19 protein-coding genes are annotated in these 18,745 nt (G+C 65.9%); 12 read left to right on the forward strand and 7 right to left on the reverse strand.

Annotation, left to right across the window (positions count from 1 at the left end):
• Positions 1-57: 57 nt before the first annotated feature.
• From BXE_RS25030 to BXE_RS25060, 7 genes are all read right to left on the reverse strand, one after another.
• The gene (locus BXE_RS25030) at positions 58-996 is read right to left on the reverse strand and encodes a triphosphoribosyl-dephospho-CoA synthase (RefSeq protein WP_011490920.1); all 939 of its coding nucleotides are present in this window, start codon (positions 994-996) and stop codon (positions 58-60) included.
• Complete coding sequence (locus tag BXE_RS25035) at positions 989-2,023, reverse strand: ATP-grasp domain-containing protein (protein WP_011490921.1); 1,035 nt, start codon at positions 2,021-2,023, stop codon at positions 989-991. Before BXE_RS25035 ends, BXE_RS25030 begins: the two co-directional genes overlap by 8 nt.
• The gene (gene mch, locus BXE_RS25040; protein ID WP_011490922.1) at positions 2,020-3,051 is read right to left on the reverse strand and encodes a methenyltetrahydromethanopterin cyclohydrolase; all 1,032 of its coding nucleotides are present in this window, start codon (positions 3,049-3,051) and stop codon (positions 2,020-2,022) included. The genes BXE_RS25035 and mch overlap by 4 nt, the downstream gene beginning before the upstream one ends.
• Entirely contained in the window at positions 3,026-4,234 is a 1,209-nt protein-coding gene (locus BXE_RS25045) for an ATP-grasp domain-containing protein (RefSeq protein ID WP_011490923.1), read from the reverse strand. Before BXE_RS25045 ends, mch begins: the two co-directional genes overlap by 26 nt.
• Positions 4,235-4,313: 79 nt before the next feature.
• Positions 4,314-5,255, reverse strand: coding sequence for an NAD(P)-dependent methylenetetrahydromethanopterin dehydrogenase (locus tag BXE_RS25050; protein WP_011490924.1), 942 nt, complete (start codon positions 5,253-5,255; stop codon positions 4,314-4,316).
• Positions 5,256-5,378: 123 nt separating this feature from the next.
• Positions 5,379-6,407, reverse strand: coding sequence for a beta-ribofuranosylaminobenzene 5'-phosphate synthase family protein (locus BXE_RS25055; protein ID WP_011490925.1), 1,029 nt, complete (start codon positions 6,405-6,407; stop codon positions 5,379-5,381).
• A 148-nt stretch (positions 6,408-6,555) separates the two neighbouring features.
• A complete protein-coding gene (locus BXE_RS25060) occupies positions 6,556-6,954 on the reverse strand; it encodes a 4a-hydroxytetrahydrobiopterin dehydratase (RefSeq protein ID WP_011490926.1) in 399 nt (132 codons plus the stop codon).
• 422 nt (positions 6,955-7,376) lie between these two features.
• On the opposite strand from BXE_RS25060, the gene BXE_RS25070 reads away from it, so the two are divergent.
• The 12 genes from BXE_RS25070 (at position 7,377) to BXE_RS25125 (ending at position 18,707) form a co-directional block, all read left to right on the forward strand.
• Positions 7,377-9,194, forward strand: a complete 1,818-nt coding sequence (locus tag BXE_RS25070; RefSeq protein ID WP_011490928.1) for a methanol/ethanol family PQQ-dependent dehydrogenase — start codon at positions 7,377-7,379, stop codon at positions 9,192-9,194.
• A gap of 181 nt (positions 9,195-9,375) precedes the next feature.
• Positions 9,376-9,795 (forward strand): c-type cytochrome, encoded by a 420-nt coding sequence (locus BXE_RS25075; RefSeq protein ID WP_007176338.1) that lies wholly within the window; start codon positions 9,376-9,378, stop codon positions 9,793-9,795.
• Positions 9,796-9,825: 30 nt separating this feature from the next.
• Positions 9,826-10,737: a substrate-binding domain-containing protein gene (locus BXE_RS25080; protein ID WP_011490929.1), complete on the forward strand. Its 912-nt coding sequence runs from the start codon at positions 9,826-9,828 to the stop codon at positions 10,735-10,737.
• Entirely contained in the window at positions 10,734-11,507 is a 774-nt protein-coding gene (locus BXE_RS25085) for a hypothetical protein (protein WP_049782257.1), read from the forward strand. The genes BXE_RS25080 and BXE_RS25085 overlap by 4 nt, the downstream gene beginning before the upstream one ends.
• Positions 11,508-11,522: 15 nt before the next feature.
• Positions 11,523-12,485 carry a LysR family transcriptional regulator gene (locus tag BXE_RS25090; RefSeq protein WP_011490931.1) on the forward strand — a complete coding sequence of 321 codons (963 nt, stop codon included), beginning with the start codon at positions 11,523-11,525 and terminating at the stop codon, positions 12,483-12,485.
• The gene (locus BXE_RS25095; protein ID WP_011490932.1) at positions 12,482-13,078 is read left to right on the forward strand and encodes a DUF3280 domain-containing protein; all 597 of its coding nucleotides are present in this window, start codon (positions 12,482-12,484) and stop codon (positions 13,076-13,078) included. The genes BXE_RS25090 and BXE_RS25095 overlap by 4 nt, the downstream gene beginning before the upstream one ends.
• A 209-nt stretch (positions 13,079-13,287) precedes the next feature.
• The gene (locus BXE_RS25100) at positions 13,288-14,307 is read left to right on the forward strand and encodes an AAA family ATPase (RefSeq protein ID WP_011490933.1); all 1,020 of its coding nucleotides are present in this window, start codon (positions 13,288-13,290) and stop codon (positions 14,305-14,307) included.
• 3 nt (positions 14,308-14,310) lie between these two features.
• Entirely contained in the window at positions 14,311-15,180 is an 870-nt protein-coding gene (locus tag BXE_RS25105) for a DUF58 domain-containing protein (RefSeq protein WP_011490934.1), read from the forward strand.
• Positions 15,177-16,136 (forward strand): hypothetical protein, encoded by a 960-nt coding sequence (locus BXE_RS25110; RefSeq protein ID WP_011490935.1) that lies wholly within the window; start codon positions 15,177-15,179, stop codon positions 16,134-16,136. Before BXE_RS25105 ends, BXE_RS25110 begins: the two co-directional genes overlap by 4 nt.
• Entirely contained in the window at positions 16,133-17,119 is a 987-nt protein-coding gene (locus BXE_RS25115) for a vWA domain-containing protein (RefSeq protein WP_011490936.1), read from the forward strand. Before BXE_RS25110 ends, BXE_RS25115 begins: the two co-directional genes overlap by 4 nt.
• Positions 17,116-17,757, forward strand: coding sequence for a hypothetical protein (locus tag BXE_RS25120; protein WP_011490937.1), 642 nt, complete (start codon positions 17,116-17,118; stop codon positions 17,755-17,757). Before BXE_RS25115 ends, BXE_RS25120 begins: the two co-directional genes overlap by 4 nt.
• Positions 17,754-18,707 (forward strand): VWA domain-containing protein, encoded by a 954-nt coding sequence (locus BXE_RS25125; protein ID WP_011490938.1) that lies wholly within the window; start codon positions 17,754-17,756, stop codon positions 18,705-18,707. Before BXE_RS25120 ends, BXE_RS25125 begins: the two co-directional genes overlap by 4 nt.
• Positions 18,708-18,745: the final 38 nt, after the last annotated feature.

Consider the following 18,745-nt stretch of genomic DNA (forward strand, 5'->3'; position numbering starts at 1 on the left):
CCGCCGGTGGCGATCCTGTTGCCCGATCGCCGGGCGGCCGGTTGGTGCACGGTGGCACTAACTAACAGGATCCGTGCCAGTGCGCGGTTCGCGTGTCCGCGGCGGGATCGGGCCGGCATTGCAGGCAGGCGCGAGGCAGCCGGCGACGAACAGCGTGGCCACGGTCAGGTCCGCGCTGGTGCCGGGGTTGATCGCGCTCGCCTTCAGTTCGGCGTCCCATGCATCGAGCGGTTGCGCTGCTTCATCAAGGCGGTTTTGCGCGAGGGCGTGGCGCCATTGCGCGTGGCGTTCGCGTGCCGCAAGCGTGACACTCTGCGCCACGGCGATCCCCTGCTTACGCACAATGTGAGAGTCGGGCCAATTGGCGAGGAAGGTGAGAAACACATTGAGCGTGGCGCTTCGCGGCTGATTGGCGGGCATTTCGCGAAACGCGGCGAGACCGGTTTCGAAGACGTCGCGAAAGCCCTCCGCGTATTGGCGGGCAATGCTGTCGCGCGCGGCGGCGAGCGTCATCGCATCGCGCAGGTTGACCGTGGGCGCGCTGTGGACCGGTTGCTCGGGGGCCTCGCCGAGACCGCCGGGATTGGCGAGTGCAATCGCGCGGTACGCGAGGCGCGCGTCGTCGATATCGAGTCGCTTGAGCACGCGCTCCGTCGCCACGCGCCAGGCGTCGGCCGACAGCGGGCGCGCGCTGTCCTCCAGCGCCGCCGCGAGCGGGGCGACCAGCAGCAGAATGCCGAGGTTCGTGTTGCAGCCGGCCGCGTCGCGCGTGCGGGTGACCGCATCGAGCACGCGTTGACCCACCGGTGCGCCGCGTGTGAGCAGCGCATCGACGGTCACTTCCGAGCTGGCGATGAACTGGGCTGCGCGCATGCCGTGCCCTTCGCTTTGCACGCTGACGTTGCCCGGCTTGGGCGTTTCCACATCGAGCCGGCAGGCCGCGAGGAAAGCGGCATGAACCTGCTCGAACGCCACGCAACCGTGCGGCTCAGCCATGACGTCCGTGCAACGCCACGACGGCGGCCTCGCGGGTTTCAGCGGACTCGCTGAGGGCGCGGCGCTGTGCGGGCAGCTTGCGCAGGAGCAGGTCGTCGGCGAGCGCCGCCGCGATATCGATCGACGTGACCGATTGCAGGCCGCGCCACGCCGCCACGCCATTGACTTCGAGCACGAGCGGCCGGGCGGCGTCGCGTGGATCGGGGATCAGGTCGACGCCCGCATAGTCGAGTCCGAGGGCTTCCGTGGCCCGCACCGCGGTTTGCGCGAGCGGCAGATCGAGTTCGGCGGCTTCGCACGCGGCGCCCTGCGCGAAGTTATGAATCCAGCCCTTGCCGCCGACGCGCCGCATCGCCGCCACGGCACGGCCGCCGATCACCAGCACGCGCCAGTCGAAACCCGGCCGGCCGCCTTCGATATAGCGCTGCAGATACGCCACCTGCCGATACGCTTTGAGCGAAGGCAGCGGCGCCAGCGCGCCGGGGTGGGCGCCGCCCGCGCCGAGCCGTTTGAGCCCGTGGCCCTGCGAGCCGAACAGCGGCTTGAGCACGACCTGGCGTCCGGCCGCCGCTTCGCGCATCAGTACGCGCTGCGCAAACGCCGCGGATTCGCCGGCCCATGTCGCGGGCGTCGGTACGCCGTTGCGATGCAGCAGAAAACTCGTCATCGATTTATCGACGCTGCGTTCGATCGCGCGCGCGTCGTTGTACACCGGCACACCGGACTCGCGCAGCGCATGCAGGATACCCAGCCGCAACGTGACCTGCTCGAAGGTGCCGCCGGCAATGCCGCGCACGAAAACCGCGTCCGGCAGCGTGTGGCCGAACCCCGGCAGCACCAGCCCATGCGGCTCCCATGTGGTATCGATCCGGCAGTCCGCCAGATCGATACAGCGCGCCTGCGCGCCGCGCGCGCGGAAGGCCTTTTTCAGGCGACCGGTATGCCAGCCCGTTTCGTCGGTCATGATCGCAATGCGCAGGGTCGCTCGCGAATCGGCGGGCTCTGCGCCGGGCACGGGGAAACTCATGGCTTGCCGCTCCATTGGTCATGCAGCAACGCCGTGTCGACGCGCCCGCCGTGATACGTCGCGCCGCTTTCAAGACTGCTCACCCACACTTCGGCCGGAGCGAACAGCGCGGGATCGATCTGATAGAAGTCGTAATTGAACGACGTGAAGATGTCGGCGAACGGGCGGCCGTAATCGCGCGAGGTGGAAGCGGGCAGTTCCGCGGCGAGCCGTCTGGCCACTGCATCGTGCTTCACGGTGAGATGCACGCGGCCGCCGTACAGGATCGCGTCGTTGGTGCGCCCCATTGCCTGAATGCCGTCCGGCGCGGGCGGCGGCAGCGGCGCCGAACCGCCGCCTTCCACCACTTCGTCCAGCGCGACGCCGAGCACATGCGTTTTGTGCAACGCAACTTCGACCACGCGCGCCACCACCTGTACCGTTCCCGCGACAGAGTGTGTCGGCGTGGTGACAAGCGTCAGCCGCTCGGGCGCGAGGCCGCAGTCGTGCAGCACCTTGTCGATCACGACCTGCGGCGGCAGACGGTCGACCTCCAGCACCAGCACGCCGCGCTCATGCGTGTCGCGATAGCCGAGTTCGGCGAACAGCGGTTCCTTCACGGCCAGCGCGCGCGCCGGTCCCGAGCCGAGCGAGAAGAACTTCTTGCCGCCGGTCTGTTCCTTGGTCGCCGACAGGCTCCAGCCGGCGTACTGACTGCCGAGGCAGGCCAGCACGGGCCACGAGGTGCGCACTTCGATCATGCTGGGCCACAGCGGCTGCGCATCCAGGTTTTCGCGCACGGTGACGTGGCCGAGTCCGCCCATGCAGATGCGCGCGATCAGCACGCCTGCCGCGACGCTGCCGGGCGCCATGACGCCCGCGTCGACCAGCACGGTGCCGTTTTGCGCGTGGCTGACGGCCGCGCCGAAGCGCGCGGCGTCGTCGACCAGACGGCTGACGAGGCGCTCGCTGAGCGCGTTGACGCTCAGCGCGGCGGCACCGGCGAGCGGTGGCCGGGGCGCATCAGGAGTGGCATTGGATGAAGGCATAGTCGGGCTCATGGCAGGTGTCGATGCGTTGCAGAACGAACGCCCGCTGCGCGTCGAGCGCGTAGCGCACCGCGTCTACCGAAGCCGCGCGCACGAGCAGCGTGCAGACCGGCTGGCCGGTTTCGATGCGCGTGCCGGGCATCGGCACGTCGCGGCAGCGCGGGTCATGCAGGCAGGCGTCGCTGAAGGACTGGGAGACGGTGAATGGATGCGGCGCGAACAGCACCTGTTGACCCGCACGCCACGGTGCCGCCGCGGGCGTCGGCGCGGCCGGCAGGCGGCCGAGCCGGCACGCTTCGATATGACACGCGAGCAGCCCGCGCGGCCATGCATGCGGCGACGCGGTTTCGTAGAGCGTCATCGTCGACGAAGGGCGGGTGTTGATTTCGAGCAGTTCGAACGCGTCGCCGTCGAGCAGAAAATCGCAGCTATTGATGCCCGTCAGGCGGGTCTGCGCACACAGCGCGGCGATGGCCGCATGCACGCGCGCCTGGACGGTCAGCGGCAGATCGATCGGACCGATCGACCCGGCATGCACGAAGGGCAGATTGCCCATTTCGCAGGTGAGTTGCTCAGCGAAGCCGAGCACGCGCGCGTGGCCGAAGGCGGCAATGAACAGCGCCGACAACGAACGCCCGCCACGCCGCCGCTGGAAATAGATTTGCGCAGGAATACGCGGATCGCCGAACGCGGCAGCCGGTTCGATATGCGTGCCGCCGCAACCGTCCGCGCGTTTGACGAGCCAACCGTGCGCCACAGCGGGCGGTGCGAATACGACCGGTGGGTGGGCGATCTCCAGCGCGTCCAGCAGCGCGAAAAACCGCCGCGGCTCGCGCACCGCGGCGCTCGCTTCCACAGGATTGCCGATGAAGCGGGGCAGCCGAGGCATGCCGCACAACCGCGCGACGAACGGCTCGAGCCCGCTGCCGTCGATCCAGCCGATGAGACCCGGCAAACGCGCGGTACGTTCGAGCGCCGCGACGAGCCGCTCGGCGTCGATCGACAACGGGCCACCGCCGATGTCGAACCACAGCTCCGAGGCTTCGCGGGTGTCGCGGTCGCCGAACACATCGAGCGCGGCGACGCGCAGGCCCGCGCGCGCGGCGGACTGCGCGAGCATGCGGGCGGACAGTCCCGCCACGGCGACGAACGGCGCAGACGGGAGCGATGGGCGCGGTTTCATGGCGACTTGGGCAGGGGCAGGGGCACGAGCACGGGCACGGGCACGAGCACGGGCAGCGCGCAGGCGTAACGCGGCGTGCTCATCCGAGGCCGGCCGCGACGGCGCGGGCCTCGTCGAAGGCTTGCGGGAAACCCAGGTAGACCGGCTTGCCGCCCGTGCGCATGCGGATGAAGAGGCGATGCTCCACCTGGTACTTAACATTGCCAATCGCGAGCGCGCCGATGCCGATCGCGCCGCCGGCCGTCGGCGCACCTTCGATCGGCTTGCCGTCGTTCATCACGTTGACGCCCGCAATGCCTTCCGGCGGCACGGCGTTCACATCCGCGGCAATCAACAGATGCCGGGCATGCGCGAGATCGTCGGTGCGGACCACCTGCACGCCGGCGATGGCGGTGGCGAGCACGATCTCGGCCTCGCCCAATGCCGCGCGCAGGTCTGCCGGCGTCGCCGTGCTCACTCCTTTGGTCACGATGCCAAAGCGCCGGTTGATGTCGTCGCTGACATGCGCCGCGCGCGCCTGGTCGGTGTGGCTCGCAATCGATACGTCGGCGCCGAGCGAGGCCGCCATAGCCGCCGCCACGCGCCCGACCGCGCCGGTGCCGCCGAGAATCAGCACGCGCTTGCCGCCCAGTTCCATGCCGAACGCCTTGGCCAGATGCCGCTCGACCAGTGCGACGAGCGCGGCGGCGGTCGTGTACGAGCCGCTCGGATCGGCGAACACGGAGACTTCGAACGGCGGAACCATCGCTTTGCGCGCGCTGTCGAGCATGTCGGCAGCAAGCATGACGTCGCGCCCGCCGATGAAGATGCCGGTGCGCGACACGCCCTTCGGACCCCGCGAAAAAATCGCGTCCTGAGTCAGGTTCGCGACCATGCCCGCCTCGACGCCGCAATACGGCACGATGATCTGGTAGCCGGCGTCGGCGGCCATGTTCACGTCGAACGGACTCATCTGCGGCGTGGCCGTGAACATGTGCAGGATATAAGGCCTTTCAGCGGGTTTTTCAGTGGTGTCGGACATGGCAGGAGGCTCGTTTCGGTGACGTTTCTCATGAAGGCGTGAGGGCGTGGCTCATGGCTGCGTGGACTATCCGCGGCTGCCTCGCTGCCGGATCGGCAGGCAGTAGCGCGAAGCCGGAGCGCGTCATGCTGCGTCGATACGCTGCGGCTGCCGTGCTTCGGCGGAGCGCACCGTCGCGCCGCGATTGCGTCCCGCCACCACCGTGCATTCGATGTGAGGCAGACCGCGCGTCGCCGCGCGCGCCGTGGCGAGCGCGGCCTCGGCCTCGCGCGCGTCGGCGACGATCGCAAAGCCCGTCGGCCCCCACGAAGTCTGACCGATGCCCGCGGTTCGCTCGGCGGCCACGGCGCGTAACGCGCGCTCGACATCGGGGCTCGCGAACACGCCGCCTTGCACAGGTGCAAAGTATTCGCCGATGGTCTGCTGCATCTCCGTGAGGCCATGCGCGAAGGGCACGATGTTGCGTTCCGCGGCGCCCGGCAGGATCTTCATCAGCACGAGGTGGCACAGGTGCGCGGCGAGTTGCTGCGGGAACGGGGCGAGCGCGGCGAGACCGCGGCGTTCCTCGGCACCGTGCAGGCCCTCGCGAGCGTTGTCGCTGACGAGCAGCACGCGCCAGCTCTCCGGAAACGGCTGGCGCGCGAGCAGAGGCGGCACGCCCGGATGCAGACCGCCGGCCGGCCCGCCGTCCACCAGCAGGCCGCCGGAATCGAAGCCGAGCACGCCGATGCCCGAGCGCGCGCCGCGTCCTAGCAGGCTGGCGAGCTCGGCGCTCGTGGCCACGTGGCCGAGCAGGCGAACAAAAGCGCTGCCCACGGCGAGCGAGAGTTGCGTGCCGGACCCGAGGCCGCTGTGCGCGCGCGGCGTGCGGACCACTTCGATCGCGACGGGCGTCGGGTCGTAGGCGGCGTGCAGACGTTCCAGACAGATCGCAATGCGCTCGCGTTCCGCCTCCGTCACCGCACCGTCGATCCGGTCGCGCTCGGCGAGCCGCGCTTCGACGCGGGTGCCGGCGCCGTCGATCACGAGGCCGAGACTGCCGAACGCGCGTCCGAGCGAAGCGTTCGGATCGAGAAAGCCCAGATGCAGCCGCGCGGGCGCGTCGACCGTCACGGTGGCTTGAGGCGGAAGGCGGCGAACGTGAAGCTGCATCGCGAGTGTCCTTGTTCATGCTTGAGTTGCCGTGCATCAGCGGACGCACCCGATGGGCCGCCGCGACGAGGGCGCGTGCCGCGGCGCGGCGGCCCGGCGCGGGACTTCAAGCGAAAGCCGTACCAGGCTCGCAGCGCGACACCGGGCTTCAGTCGCTGCCGGGGTCTTTCGGCTTGTCGTATTTGATGTAGCGGAAGCGTTGATCGTCCGTCGGCGTGCCTTCGAGCGGGCCGCCTTCGGTTGCCGGCTGCCACTGAATGAACGATTCGATCTTGCTGGCGAGCGCGAAGTCCTTGTCCGTGATGCCTTTCGCGGAATGCGTTTTGAGTTTCACGGTCACGAATGCATAGGAGACCGTGAGATCGGGATGATGCCAGGCGGCTTCCGCGAGATGGCCCACCGCGTTCACGACCATCAGCGTTCCTTTCCAGCCTTCGGTGCGATATTTGCGCCGCAGCCAGCCCTCTTCTAGATACCAGTGCTGTAGCGGGCCGACGAGGCGCTGCTGGATTTCCTCGTCGGAATAGACCCGTTCTGCGTTTGCCATGACTGTTGCTCCGCATGTGTTGGAACCGCCGCTAACCGGATGAAGCGCTGCAATTGACGGGCCAGTCGGGCGCTCGCGCCGCGGGTGCGGGCGTTCTGTTGCTGCCTGCTGCGCGACGGACACGCTTCGTACCGGCGAGTGACACAGTATGTCCCACGTGCCGCGGCGCAGCCGTCACGGTGGTGACACGTACGCGCCGCGTGCCGCGCCGCGCGGCGCGCGCCGGCGAGCTTCTGTCTGTGAACGATGCGCACGGTGGTTCGATTCCGGCATGGAATATGCGTTGGCCGTCATGCGCCATAAAGCCCGGCAACGATCGGGAAACGGCGCTGATCGTTACCCGCATTCGAGGAGGCGCGCCCGATGCGACGAGGTAGCGTGGTCATTCGTGAGTTGAACAGCAAGACCATTCTGGAGGAGACATGAACTTACGCACCACGGTTCTTGGGCTCGCGATCCTCGCGTCGGCAGCCTTGAGTTCGTTCGTTGCACAGGCCGATTCGCAGCTCGACGGGCTCATGAAGAATCCGTCCAACTGGGCCGCGCAGGCGGGCGACTATGCCAACCATCGCTACAGCCCTCTCAAGCAGATCAACGAAAACAACGTCGGGAAACTACAGGTCGCGTGGACCATGTCGACCGGCGTGCTGCGCGGCCACGAAGGCGCGCCGCTCGTGATCGGCGACACCATGTATATCCACTCGCCATTTCCTAACAAGGTAATCGCTATCAACCTGAAGGATCAGACGTTCATCTGGCAGTACCTGCCGAAACAGGACGATCAGGTGGTGTCCGTGATGTGCTGCGATACCGTCAACCGCGGGCTCGCGTATGGCGACGGCAAGATCTTCCTGCAGCAGGCCGACACCAAACTCGTCGCGTTGAACGCCAAAACCGGCGACGTGGTCTGGACCGCGCAAAACGGTAATCCCAAGGCAGGTGAAACCAACACCAACGCGCCGCACGTATTCGGCGACAAGGTGCTTACCGGCATTTCCGGCGGCGAGTTCGGCGTACGCGGGCGTCTCATCGCGTACGACATCAAGACCGGGAAACCGGCCTGGACGGCCTACAGCACGGGCCCGGACAAGGACATGCTGATCGATCCCGACAAGACGACGACGTATGCCGACGGCAAGATGGTGCCGGTGGGCGCGGACTCGTCGCTGAAGTCGTGGAAGGGGGACCAGTGGAAACTGGGCGGCGGCACCACCTGGGGCTGGTACGCGTGGGATCCGAAACTCAACCTTGTCTACTACGGCACCGGCAATCCGGGTACATGGAATCCGACGCAGCGTCCGGGCGACAACAAATGGTCGATGTCCATCTTTGCGCGCGATCTGAATACCGGTCAAGCCAGATGGGTCTACCAGATGACGCCGCACGACGAGTGGGACTATGACGGCGTCAACGAAATGATCCTGTCGGACCTGTCGATCGACGGCAAAAAGGTTCCGGCTATCGTTCACTTCGACCGTAACGGTTTCGGCTACACGTTGAATCGCGAGACCGGCCAGTTGCTGGTTGCGCAGAAGTTCGACCCGGCGGTGAACTGGGCCGATCACGTCGACATGAAGAGCGGCAAGCCGATTCGCAACGCCGCCTATTCGACGCAGGCAGCCGGTTCGGACCACAACGTGAAGGGCATCTGTCCGGCGGCGCTCGGCTCGAAGGACCAGCAGCCCGCGGCGTACGACCCCGGTTCCAGCCTCTTCCTCGTGCCGACCAACCACGTTTGCATGGACTACGAACCGTTCGATGTCGACTACGTGTCGGGCCAGCCGTATGTGGGCGCCACGCTGTCTATGTATCCGGGCCCGAACGACAACAACTCGATGGGTAACTTCATTGCCTGGGATGCTTCGAAGGGCAAGATCGTCTGGTCCAAGCCGGAGCGGTTCTCGGTATGGTCGGGCGTGCTGGCCACCGCAGGCGGCGTGGCTTTCTACGGCACGCTGGAAGGCTACATCAAGGCAGTCCGCATCAAGGACGGCAAGGAACTGTGGCGCTTCAAGACGCCGTCGGGAATCATCGGCAACGTCTTTACCTACGAGTATCAGGGCAAGCAGTTCATCGGCGTCTACTCGGGTATTGGCGGCTGGGCCGGTATCGGCATGGCGGCGGGTCTCGAGAAGTCGACGGAAGGCCTGGGCGCGGTGGGCGGTTATCGCGAGCTCGCGAAGTACACGGCATTGGGCGGCACGCTCTTCGTGTTCGCCATTCCCGGCGGCAACAGCTAGGGCGCCGGAGTTGACTGGAACGCGTGGCCGGCTTGCCCTTGCAAAGGATCGAGCGGCCGGCGGCGCATTCAGTCATACGTAGTCGTCTACGAGTCATCGGGTCCGCGCCTGTCCGGCAATTCGCCGATGCGTCGGTGAAACGCTCCGGGGCGCGGCCTTACTTTGAAGGAGACATGTGCATATGAAAGGCCGATCAATCCTGTTACGGGCGGCACTGCCCGCCGTTTTCGTCGTACTGCCCGCTGCGTTCGCCCAGACCAATCCCGCGATTGCCCAGGTGGCGTACAAGGTGGTCGACGGCAGCAAGGTCGACCCCAATACGCTGCAAGGTTGGAAGACCTGGCGCGCCCTGGCCTGCGAACGCTGTCATGGCGCGCAGCAACAGGGGATGGTCGGACCTTCGCTCGTCGATGCGTTCAAGACGCTGGACAAGACCGAGTTTCACCGCACCGTGTTCGGTGGCCGCGTGGACAAGGGCATGCCCGACTTCAGTTCGAGCCAGATGATGCAGAAGAACTGGGAGAACCTTTACGCCTATCTGAAAGGGCGTTCCGACGGCCAGATCAAGCCGGGCGATCTGCAGGCCATCGACTCGAAATAGCGCCCACGTCTCTACCTCAGGAGGTTATCGATGCGTCACGGCAAACGAATGCCCACGCACGTCGCAATCGTAACCGCCGCGCTGTGCTATGCGGCGATTGCAAGCGGCGCGGTGCGCGCCCAAGGCGAGGCAATGCCCAATAACGATGGCGCCGATGGCGTGCTGCGGGTCTGCGCGGACCCGAACAACATGCCCTTGTCCAACAACAAGGGCGAGGGCTACGAGAACCGCATTGCCAGCCAGATGGCGAGCGATTTCGGCTACAAGCTCGAATACACGTATTTTCCGCAGCGCATGGGCTTTGTGCGGCACACGTTGCGCGAGAAGGTGCCGGATACCGAGCGCTACAAGTGCGATCTGATCATCGGCGTGCCGAAGGGCTACGACATGACCTCGACGACGCAGCCTTATCTGCGCTCCACGTATGCAATGGTCTTTACGAAGCGGCCCGAACTGGCCGGCATCAATACGCCGGACGATCTGCTCAAGCTGCCGCCGGACCAGTTGCACAAACTGCGCTTTGGCATCTTCACGCAGACGCCCGCGGTCGACTGGCTGCTCAGCCATGATCTGATCGATCAGGCGGTGTCGTATCAGGTGCAAAGCGGCGATCCGCAGGAATACCCCGGCCAGATGATCGAAAAGGATCTGCAGGCGGGCAACGTGGACGTGGTGTTCCTGTGGGGGCCGATTGCGGGCTACTTCGCGAAGCGCTCCGGCGATACGGTCAAGCTCGTGCCGTTCCCGGCCACGCCGGGGATCCGCTTCGACTATACGATCTCGATGGGCGTGCGCTACGGCGAAAAAGCGTGGAAGGACAAGGTCGATCAATGGATCGGCGCGAACCACGACAAGATCGACAACATCCTCACCAGTTACGAAGTGCCGCTTCTGAAGCCTGTCGATACGCCGGCAGGCAAGCCCGCGGACGGGTCGCCATGAGGCGGCAGCGGCAGCGATTGCGCCGCGCGTGGCGGCATGTGCTTGCGGTGTGTGTAACGTGCGCAATGTGTGCGACGCACAGCGCGGCGTTTGCCGCGGGCGCCGACGAAATCTCCGCCGCCGAGCGGCTCATCTTCACGACGGATCATCTGCATGGCATCCAGCAGCAGACCGAGCTCGACTACGCTTTCCTCAGCACGGACCAGCCGGCGCACAGTACGGACGTGGTCAAGGTGCTGGTGGTGAGCCCGGACAACGCCAAAGGCGATGCTCAGGTATCCGATCACAGCGGCGCTGTGCCGTTGCCGAACGCCGGCTTGCAGTGCAATCCGGTGATCATCTATTTCCTCGAACGCGACATCGCGGAGATGGAGCATCTGACCGGTGGCCAGCGCCGTTACTTCCAGCAGCGCCTGCGCCTCGCGCTCGCAGCGGGGCCGAAGATCGAGACGGTGACGAGCCAGGTGGGCGGCAAGCCCGTGAAGGCGCGGCAGATCGTCGTGCAACCGTACCTGGGCGATCCCAATTCGGAACGTTTCGCGCAATACATCGGCAAGCGCTACACGTTCCTGATTGCCGATACGGTGCCGGGCGAGGTCGCGCTGATCCGCACCGACGTGCCCGGCGCGAACAACGATTTCGCGCACCCGTTGCAGACGCAAACGCTGAGCTTCCAGGCGGCGCTGCGAAAACTGCCGCCGCCGCCGAACGCGCCGAACGCGCCGAATGTGCCGTTGAAGCCTTCCGACGCGCCGCGTGCGAGCCGTTAGCGAGGCCGCGCCAAGGTGAATTTCATCCGCTCGCTGACCTTGCGCCAGTTGCAGATCTTTGTCGTGGCGAGCCGCTACACGAGCTTCGCCCGGGCCGCGGAGGAATTGCATCTGACCCAGCCGGCGGTGTCGATGCAGATTCATCAGCTCGAGGAGGCGGTGGGCCTGCGTCTGTTCGAGCGGATTGCGCGCAAGCTCGCGTTGACCGAAGCGGGCGAAATGCTGAGCCATCACGCGAGCCGGATTCTCGGCGAGATCAAGGATGCGGAAGACGCGATGACCTCGCTCAAGCAGGCCGATAGCGGCTCGATCGCGGTGGGCATCGTCAGTTCCGCGACGTACTTCGCGCCGAAGCTGCTGGCCATGTATTCGCATCTGTATCCGAAGGTGGACGTGCATTTTTCAGTGGGCAATCGCGACGCGCTGCTGCGCCTCCTGCAGGACAATGCGATCGATCTCGCCATCATGGGCCGCCCGCCGCCGGAGCTCGACACCACGACCGAGCCGCTTGCCTGGCATCCGCAAGTGGTGATCGCGCCGCTCGACCATCCGTTATGCGGTGCGCGGCGCTTCGATTTGCAGGAACTGCGTGGCGACACGTTCCTGTTGCGCGAGCCCGGCTCGGGAACGCGCATGGCCGCGGAGGAAATGTTCAGGCAGCATCTGTTCACGCCCGCGAAGGTGGTCACGCTCGGCAGCAACGAAACGATCAAGCAGGCGGTGATGGCGGGCATGGGCGTGAGCCTGATTTCGCTGCATACGCTGCTGCTGGAACTGCGTACCAAGGAGATTGCGTTGCTCGACGTGAACGGCACGCCGATTGAACGGACGTGGCAAGTCGTGCATCTGCGGGCCAAGCAGTTGTCGCCGACCTGTTCGGCATTCAGGCAGTTTCTGCTGGAGCAGGCGGCCGCTTATCTGGAGCGCGAGTATGCGGCGTTCGTCACGTTGCCCGCGAAATCGGGGGTGTTGAAATGAACAGGGCGGGAGGTGAGGTGCGCGGGGGTTATGTGCGTTATGGACGTTACGTGGGGCCCATCGGCATGATCTGCGTGGCATTCGCCTGTTCGCAGGCGCTCGGCGCGCCGACCTCGATTGCGGTCATGGACTGTGTGTTGATCGACGATAACGCGGCCTACAACGATGCCGGGACTAACCGCATCCAGCAGGCGCGCATCGGGATGGTGAGCGAGGCGCTGCGTGAGCAGTTGCGCGAGAGTCAGCGCTACCGCGTTGCCGACAATGCGGCGGCCGCCGGTCTGATCGCACAACTCGGCGCATCGCAGGATCTGAACGCATGCGCGGACTGTGCGCGGCAGGTGGGACGCAAGCTCGGCGTCGAGCAGATCGGCCTGTGCTGGGTCCAGAAAGTCAGCAACCTGATCCTGAACATTAATCTGCATGTCGAAGATGTCGGCAGCGGAGCAACCGTCTTCCAGCGCTCGGTCGATATTCGCGGCAATACCGACCTGTCCTGGCGACGAGGCGCGGCGGCGCTGGCCGGACTGCTGGCCGGCGGTACGGCGGCGGGTTCGGCAGCGAGTTCGACAGAACGTGGTGCCTCGCCGTGAGAGCGCGGCGATTTTCCCGCAGCGGCACACTGTGTACTCGAACTACGTAACAGGTTGACATCGTTCCTCGCGCGAGCGCGCCGGCTGCGTCCAGCCGCGTACTGGCACAGAGTATGCGCCGAGGTCCGCGCATAGCGATGAGAAGCACATCCGTATCGCGGGTCGACGACGAGCCCGCGCCTGATTGCCTGCTATAGGGGATTGCATCGATGGGTGCTGGCGAACTGCTTCAGGACTGGCGCGTGCATGCATTGCGGATCGAAGACGAAGTCTCGCGAGTCGTGATCGGCCAGCCGCAGACCATCCGTCTCATCACCGTCGCGTTGTTCGCCCGTGGCCATGTGCTTCTCGAAGGCGGCGTCGGGGTCGGCAAGACAACCGTGTTGCGCGCGTTTGCACGAGTGGTGGGCGGCGAGTTCGAGCGCGTGGAAGGCACCATCGATCTGATGCCGGGCGATCTCGTCTATCACACGTACGTCGACGCCGAGGGCAGGCCGCGAATCGATCCTGGTCCGCTGCTTCGACACGGCGAACGGCTGACCACGTTCTTCTTCAACGAGATCAATCGCGCGCGTCCCCAGGTTCAGTCGCTGCTGCTGCGCGCGATGGCGGAGCGTTCGGTGTGGGCGTTCGATCGCGAATATCGCTTCCCGCATATGACGGTGTTTGCCGACCGCAACAAGGTCGAGAAGGAAGAGACCTTCGAGCTTGCATCGGCGGCGCGCGATCGCTTCCTGTTCGAACTGGGCATGCCCACGCCGACCGAGCCCGACGTGCGCCGGTCACTGGTATTCGACGCGGCGTTCCATGACGTCGACAGCCTGCTTGCGCGGCTCCCGCCTGCGATCGTTCAGTGGGAACAGTTGAACCAGGTCGGCGCGGCCATTCAGGAGAGCGTGCAATCGAGTGAAACGATCGAGCGCTATGTTCTGGACATCTGGCAGGCCACGGAAACGCCGCAGCGTTTCGGCATTGCGCTCGACGGCGTGGATATGGACCGGCTCATTCTGGCGGGCGCAAGCCCTCGGGGCATGAGTGCATTGCTGCGCGCGGCTCGCGTGGTGGCGTGGCTCGCCGGCCGCTCGCATCTGGTTCCGGAAGATATTCATGCGGTGCTGATGCCCGCGCTCGGGCACCGTGTGTTCTTCACGCCGATCTATGAACTGCGCCGCCAGGAACTCGCTGAAGCGCTCATGACGCAAATCATGAACAGGCTGGCCGTACCCTGAGCCATGAACGGGACAGCGGAATTTCACTACCGTTTGCCGATGCGCGCAGGCGGATTTCGTCCCGGCTCGCATCCGGGATCGAGTTTCGGCGCCGGCCAGGAATTCGCGATGCACGGGCGTCTCTTCGATTACCCGGATCCGCGCCGCCTGGATCTGCGCGCGAGCGTGCGCGCCGCGCGCTCGGAGTGGCTGGTGCGGGTTCATCTGCAGCGCGCCGCCGTGCCGGTGCAGGTGATCGTCGATGTCTCGGCGTCGATGCACTTCGGCAAGCGCCGGACGAAGTCGCAGGTTGCCGCGGACTTTGTCGAAGCGTTGGGATACAGCGCGTTCCGTGTCGGCGATCCGTTGGGCATGCTCGCCTTCGACACCCGCGCGCGCGACGATCTTTTCATGCCGGCGCGATATGGCCGCGGCGTCGGCAACCTGCTCGCGACGATGTTGCGCGAGAGTGAGAGCGCGAGCGACGCCGCCGGAAGCGGTGGCATCGCCGGGCTGCAACGCGCCGCTTCGGCGCTGGCCGGACGGCAGGCGCTGATTTTCCTCGTTTCGGATTTTCATTGGCCACTCGCCGCATTGCCGGCCGTACTCGATTTGCTGGTTCACGCCTGTGTGGTCCCGATAGTGGTCTGGGATGCCGCTGAAATCGCCCCGCCGAACGGCGGTTCGCTGCTCGCGGTCAACGATGCGGAGTCCGCCCGGCAGCGCACGCTATGGCTGCGCGGCAGCGTGCGCGAGCGTTGGCGCGAGGCCGTTGCGCGGCGGCGCGCGGAGCTCGCGAACGTGTTCGGCAAGCGCGGCATCCAGCCGTTTTATGTCGAGAGCGCTTTTGATCCGGAGGCGATGTCGCGCTACTTTCTGGAGACGATCGCATGAGACCTGACGGGCGCGGCGTTGGCAGATCAGGAAGGTCGCTTTGCGAGGCGTCAGGCGCAACGAGGTTTGTCTCGGCGCTCGCGTTGACGTTGACGTTGGTGTTGGCATTGGCGCCTGCGATAAGCGTCGCTGCCGGCTCGGGCGATGTCCTTCAGCCGACGGTTCAGGAGCCGCGTGCTTTCGGCCATCTGCTCGGCGACATCGTCACGCAACGCATCCTGCTGCGCGCCGGCGATAACGATGTCGGTTCGGTCGCGCCGCCTTCCATAGGCCGCACCGGCGCGTGGCTCGAACGGCGGCCTGCGCGGATCGAAACCGATGCCGAAGGTCGGCGGTGGATGGCAATCGACTACCAGATCGTCAACGTCGCGCCCACGCTCACCCGGATTGCGTTGCCGGCATTGACATTGACCTCGGCATCCGGTGCGACGCTGCAGGTTGCGGAGTGGCCGCTCAGCATCGGTCCGATAACCTCTGCCGACGCCTTCGAGGCCGGCGACCTGCAACGGATGCGGCCCGACCGGCAGGCTCCCTTGATGCCGACCGCGCCGCTGCGAAGGCAGGCGGCTTTCGCGCTCGGCCTGTTGCTGCTGACGTTGCTCTCGTGGGCCGGCTGGTGGCTGTGGCGCAACTGGCGCGAGTCGGCGCGGCTGCCTTTCGCGCGCGCCTGGCGGCAGATGCGGCGCCTGGACGGGCCGAACGCCGACATGTCCGCGGACGCGTGGCTTTGCCTGCACCGCGCACTGAACGAAACGGCCGGCCATGTCGTTCACGCGGGTTCGCTGCCCAGCCTGTTCGCGCGAGCGCCGTATTTGCAGCCGCTACACGCGCAGCTCGAACAGTTCTATCAGCAATCCGGCGAGCGGTTTTTCACGCCCGCACCAGCGCTAGCGCCTTATCCATTGCGGGGGCTATGCCGCGCGCTGTATCGCGCGGAGCAGCGCCATCAACGATGAACACGGTGTTCGACTTTGCCTATCCGTGGCTGCTCGTGCTGTTGCCGCTGGCCGCGCTGCCGTTGTTGCGACGGCGCGGCGACGCGCTCGCCTTCTCCTGGGTTGCATGGCTGCCGGACGATCGCATCGGACAATGGATCGGCTTGATCGGGCGCGGCAGTGCCGTGCTGGCGATGGTGGCTATCGTGTTCGGCCTGGCTGGTCCGGGACGCTCGCAGCGGCAGGTGCTGCGTACGGGCAGCGGAGCCCAGATTCTGATCCTGATGGATCGCAGTGCGAGCATGGACGAAACGATGAACAGCAAAGGCGTAGAGTCGCCGGCGGGCGAGTCGAAGAACAAGGTGGCGCGTGCTTCGTTGACGAACTTCGTCGCGCAGCGGCCCAACGACCGGCTCGCGTTCATGATGTTCGGCACGAGCCCCGTGCTTGCGATGCCGTTCACCTACGACCACCGTGCGATCGCGGCGGCAATTGCGGGCACGGCGGTGGGCCGCGGCATGCCGGACACGCAACTCGACCGTGGGCTGCTGGCGGCGATCGGCGAGTTCAATGGACGGGCCTCCTCGGGCCGCCGGGCGATCGTTCTCGTCTCGGACGGCGGCGCGAGACTCGACACACAGGTACGACGGCTCATTCAGGATGGACTGACGCGCAACCAGATCGCGCTTTACTTTATCTACTTGCGCAGCGGCACCTACAGTCCCGACCTGAACGCCGCGGTTCCCGCGAATGAGTCTTCGGCCGAAGCCGAACTGCATCGCTACTTTCTCTCGCTGAAGACACCGTACCGGCTTTTCCAGGCCGGTAACGCGCGAGCGATGAAGGACGCAATGGCGGAGATCAACCGGCAGCAGAACGCGCGGACTTCGTTTGTCGAGCGTCTGCCGCGACAGGATCTCAGCCCGTATTGTTTCGCCGTGGCGCTGTCGGCGTGTGTGCTCCTGCTGACCTTGCGGCTGCTTCAGGTGCGGGTCTGGTCATGAAGCGCACATCCATTCATGTGATTTTCGCGGCTGTCGCACTGTGCTGCACCGGTGTCGCGGCGTATGACTGGGCTCGTCTGCGGCACGCGCAACACGTCAATCAGGCGGTGGCCGCAGCAGCGGCTGAAACAGGCAAAGCGGCGGCCAAAAGCGGCGCCGCAGGCGCCCCGCGCAACGAACACGGCGAACGCGGCAACGGCAACGGCAACGGCAACGGCAACGGCAACGGCAACGGCAACGGCAACGGCGACTTCCGCGAGGTCAGACTCGCGCGTGCCATCGCGCTGTCGAACGCCGGTGCCTACGATGCGGCAGGTCCACTCTTCGAGGACCTGATTCGAGACGATCACCTTGACGAAATCGGGCGCGCGGCGCTGTTCGATCTCGGCAACATGTACCTGCGGGAGAGTTTGGGCAACAACCCGTCCGGCACAGTGCAGTCGGTCGCGATGATCGAGGAAGCGAAGGCGCGCTACCGCACGTTGCTGCGTGCGGCACCGGACGACTGGGATGCACGCTACAACCTCGAACGGGCGCTGTGGCTTGCGCCTGAAACGCACGCCTCGAACGATTCGCCCGAGGTCAAGTCGCAGCACAACGTCAAGGTCAGTGATCCGCAGAGCAAGGACCTGCCATGAGCTTCCGCGAGTGGACCCGTGGGTTTTCCCGCGGACGACACTGGGCGACACCCGCGGCGCTGCTGTTGCTGATCGCGGCGGTTGCCATGCCTCGCGTGGTGCTGCCGCGCAATACGTTCAGCTATATCGTCACCTTCGACATTACGCAAAGCATGGACGTCGAAGACGTCGCGCTGAATGGTGTGCCGGTGAGCCGGCTGGGGTTCGCGCGGTCGGCGATGCGCGACGCGATCGGACGATTGCCGTGCGGCTCGAAGGTGGGCTGGAGCGTGTTCACCGGTCAGCGGACCTTGCTGTTGCTGCCGCCCGTCGAAGTCTGCGGCAACTATGACGCGCTGCTTTCGTCGCTCGACAGGATCGACTGGCACATGCGCTGGACCAACTGGAGCCGCATTGCCGAGGGCGGCGTCTATTCTGCGGTTCGCGTGGCGCAGGATGTCGGGCATGGCGCGGCCGTGGTGTTCGTCACCGATGGCCAGGAGGCGCCGCCGGTGCTGCCTTCGGATGCGCCGACGCGGGACATCAACCCTGCTCGGGTGACGGGGTGGCTGATCGGCGTCGGCGGCGATCAGGCCGCGCCCATTCCGCACACCGATGCCGACGGTAATCGCAACGGCTACTGGCAGGCAGACGATGTGATCCAGGTTCCACCGCAGCCGGGTTCCGCAACGCAGGCGGAAAGCCACGAGGAACTGTCCGCACTGCACGGGCATTATCTTGCTGCCGTGGCCGCACAGATCGGCTTCGGATACCGCCGCCTGTTGGGAGCCGAGGCGTTGAGCGATGCCATGCTCGACGTGCGATTCGCGCACCGCGAACCGGTGCCGACCGACTTGCGCTGGTGTCCCGCGCTGCTTGCGTTGTTGCTGCTCGTCTGGCGATTCGCGCCGGAGTTCCGTTGGGCCAGGGGTCGTGTGACCGGCCGATCCGCGAACTCGTCATATGTGTAAAGCGGTGTGAAGCGGTGCTGACTAAAATGCGCATCAAA

The organism is Paraburkholderia xenovorans LB400 (assembly GCF_000013645.1).
Classification (GTDB): domain Bacteria; phylum Pseudomonadota; class Gammaproteobacteria; order Burkholderiales; family Burkholderiaceae; genus Paraburkholderia; species Paraburkholderia xenovorans.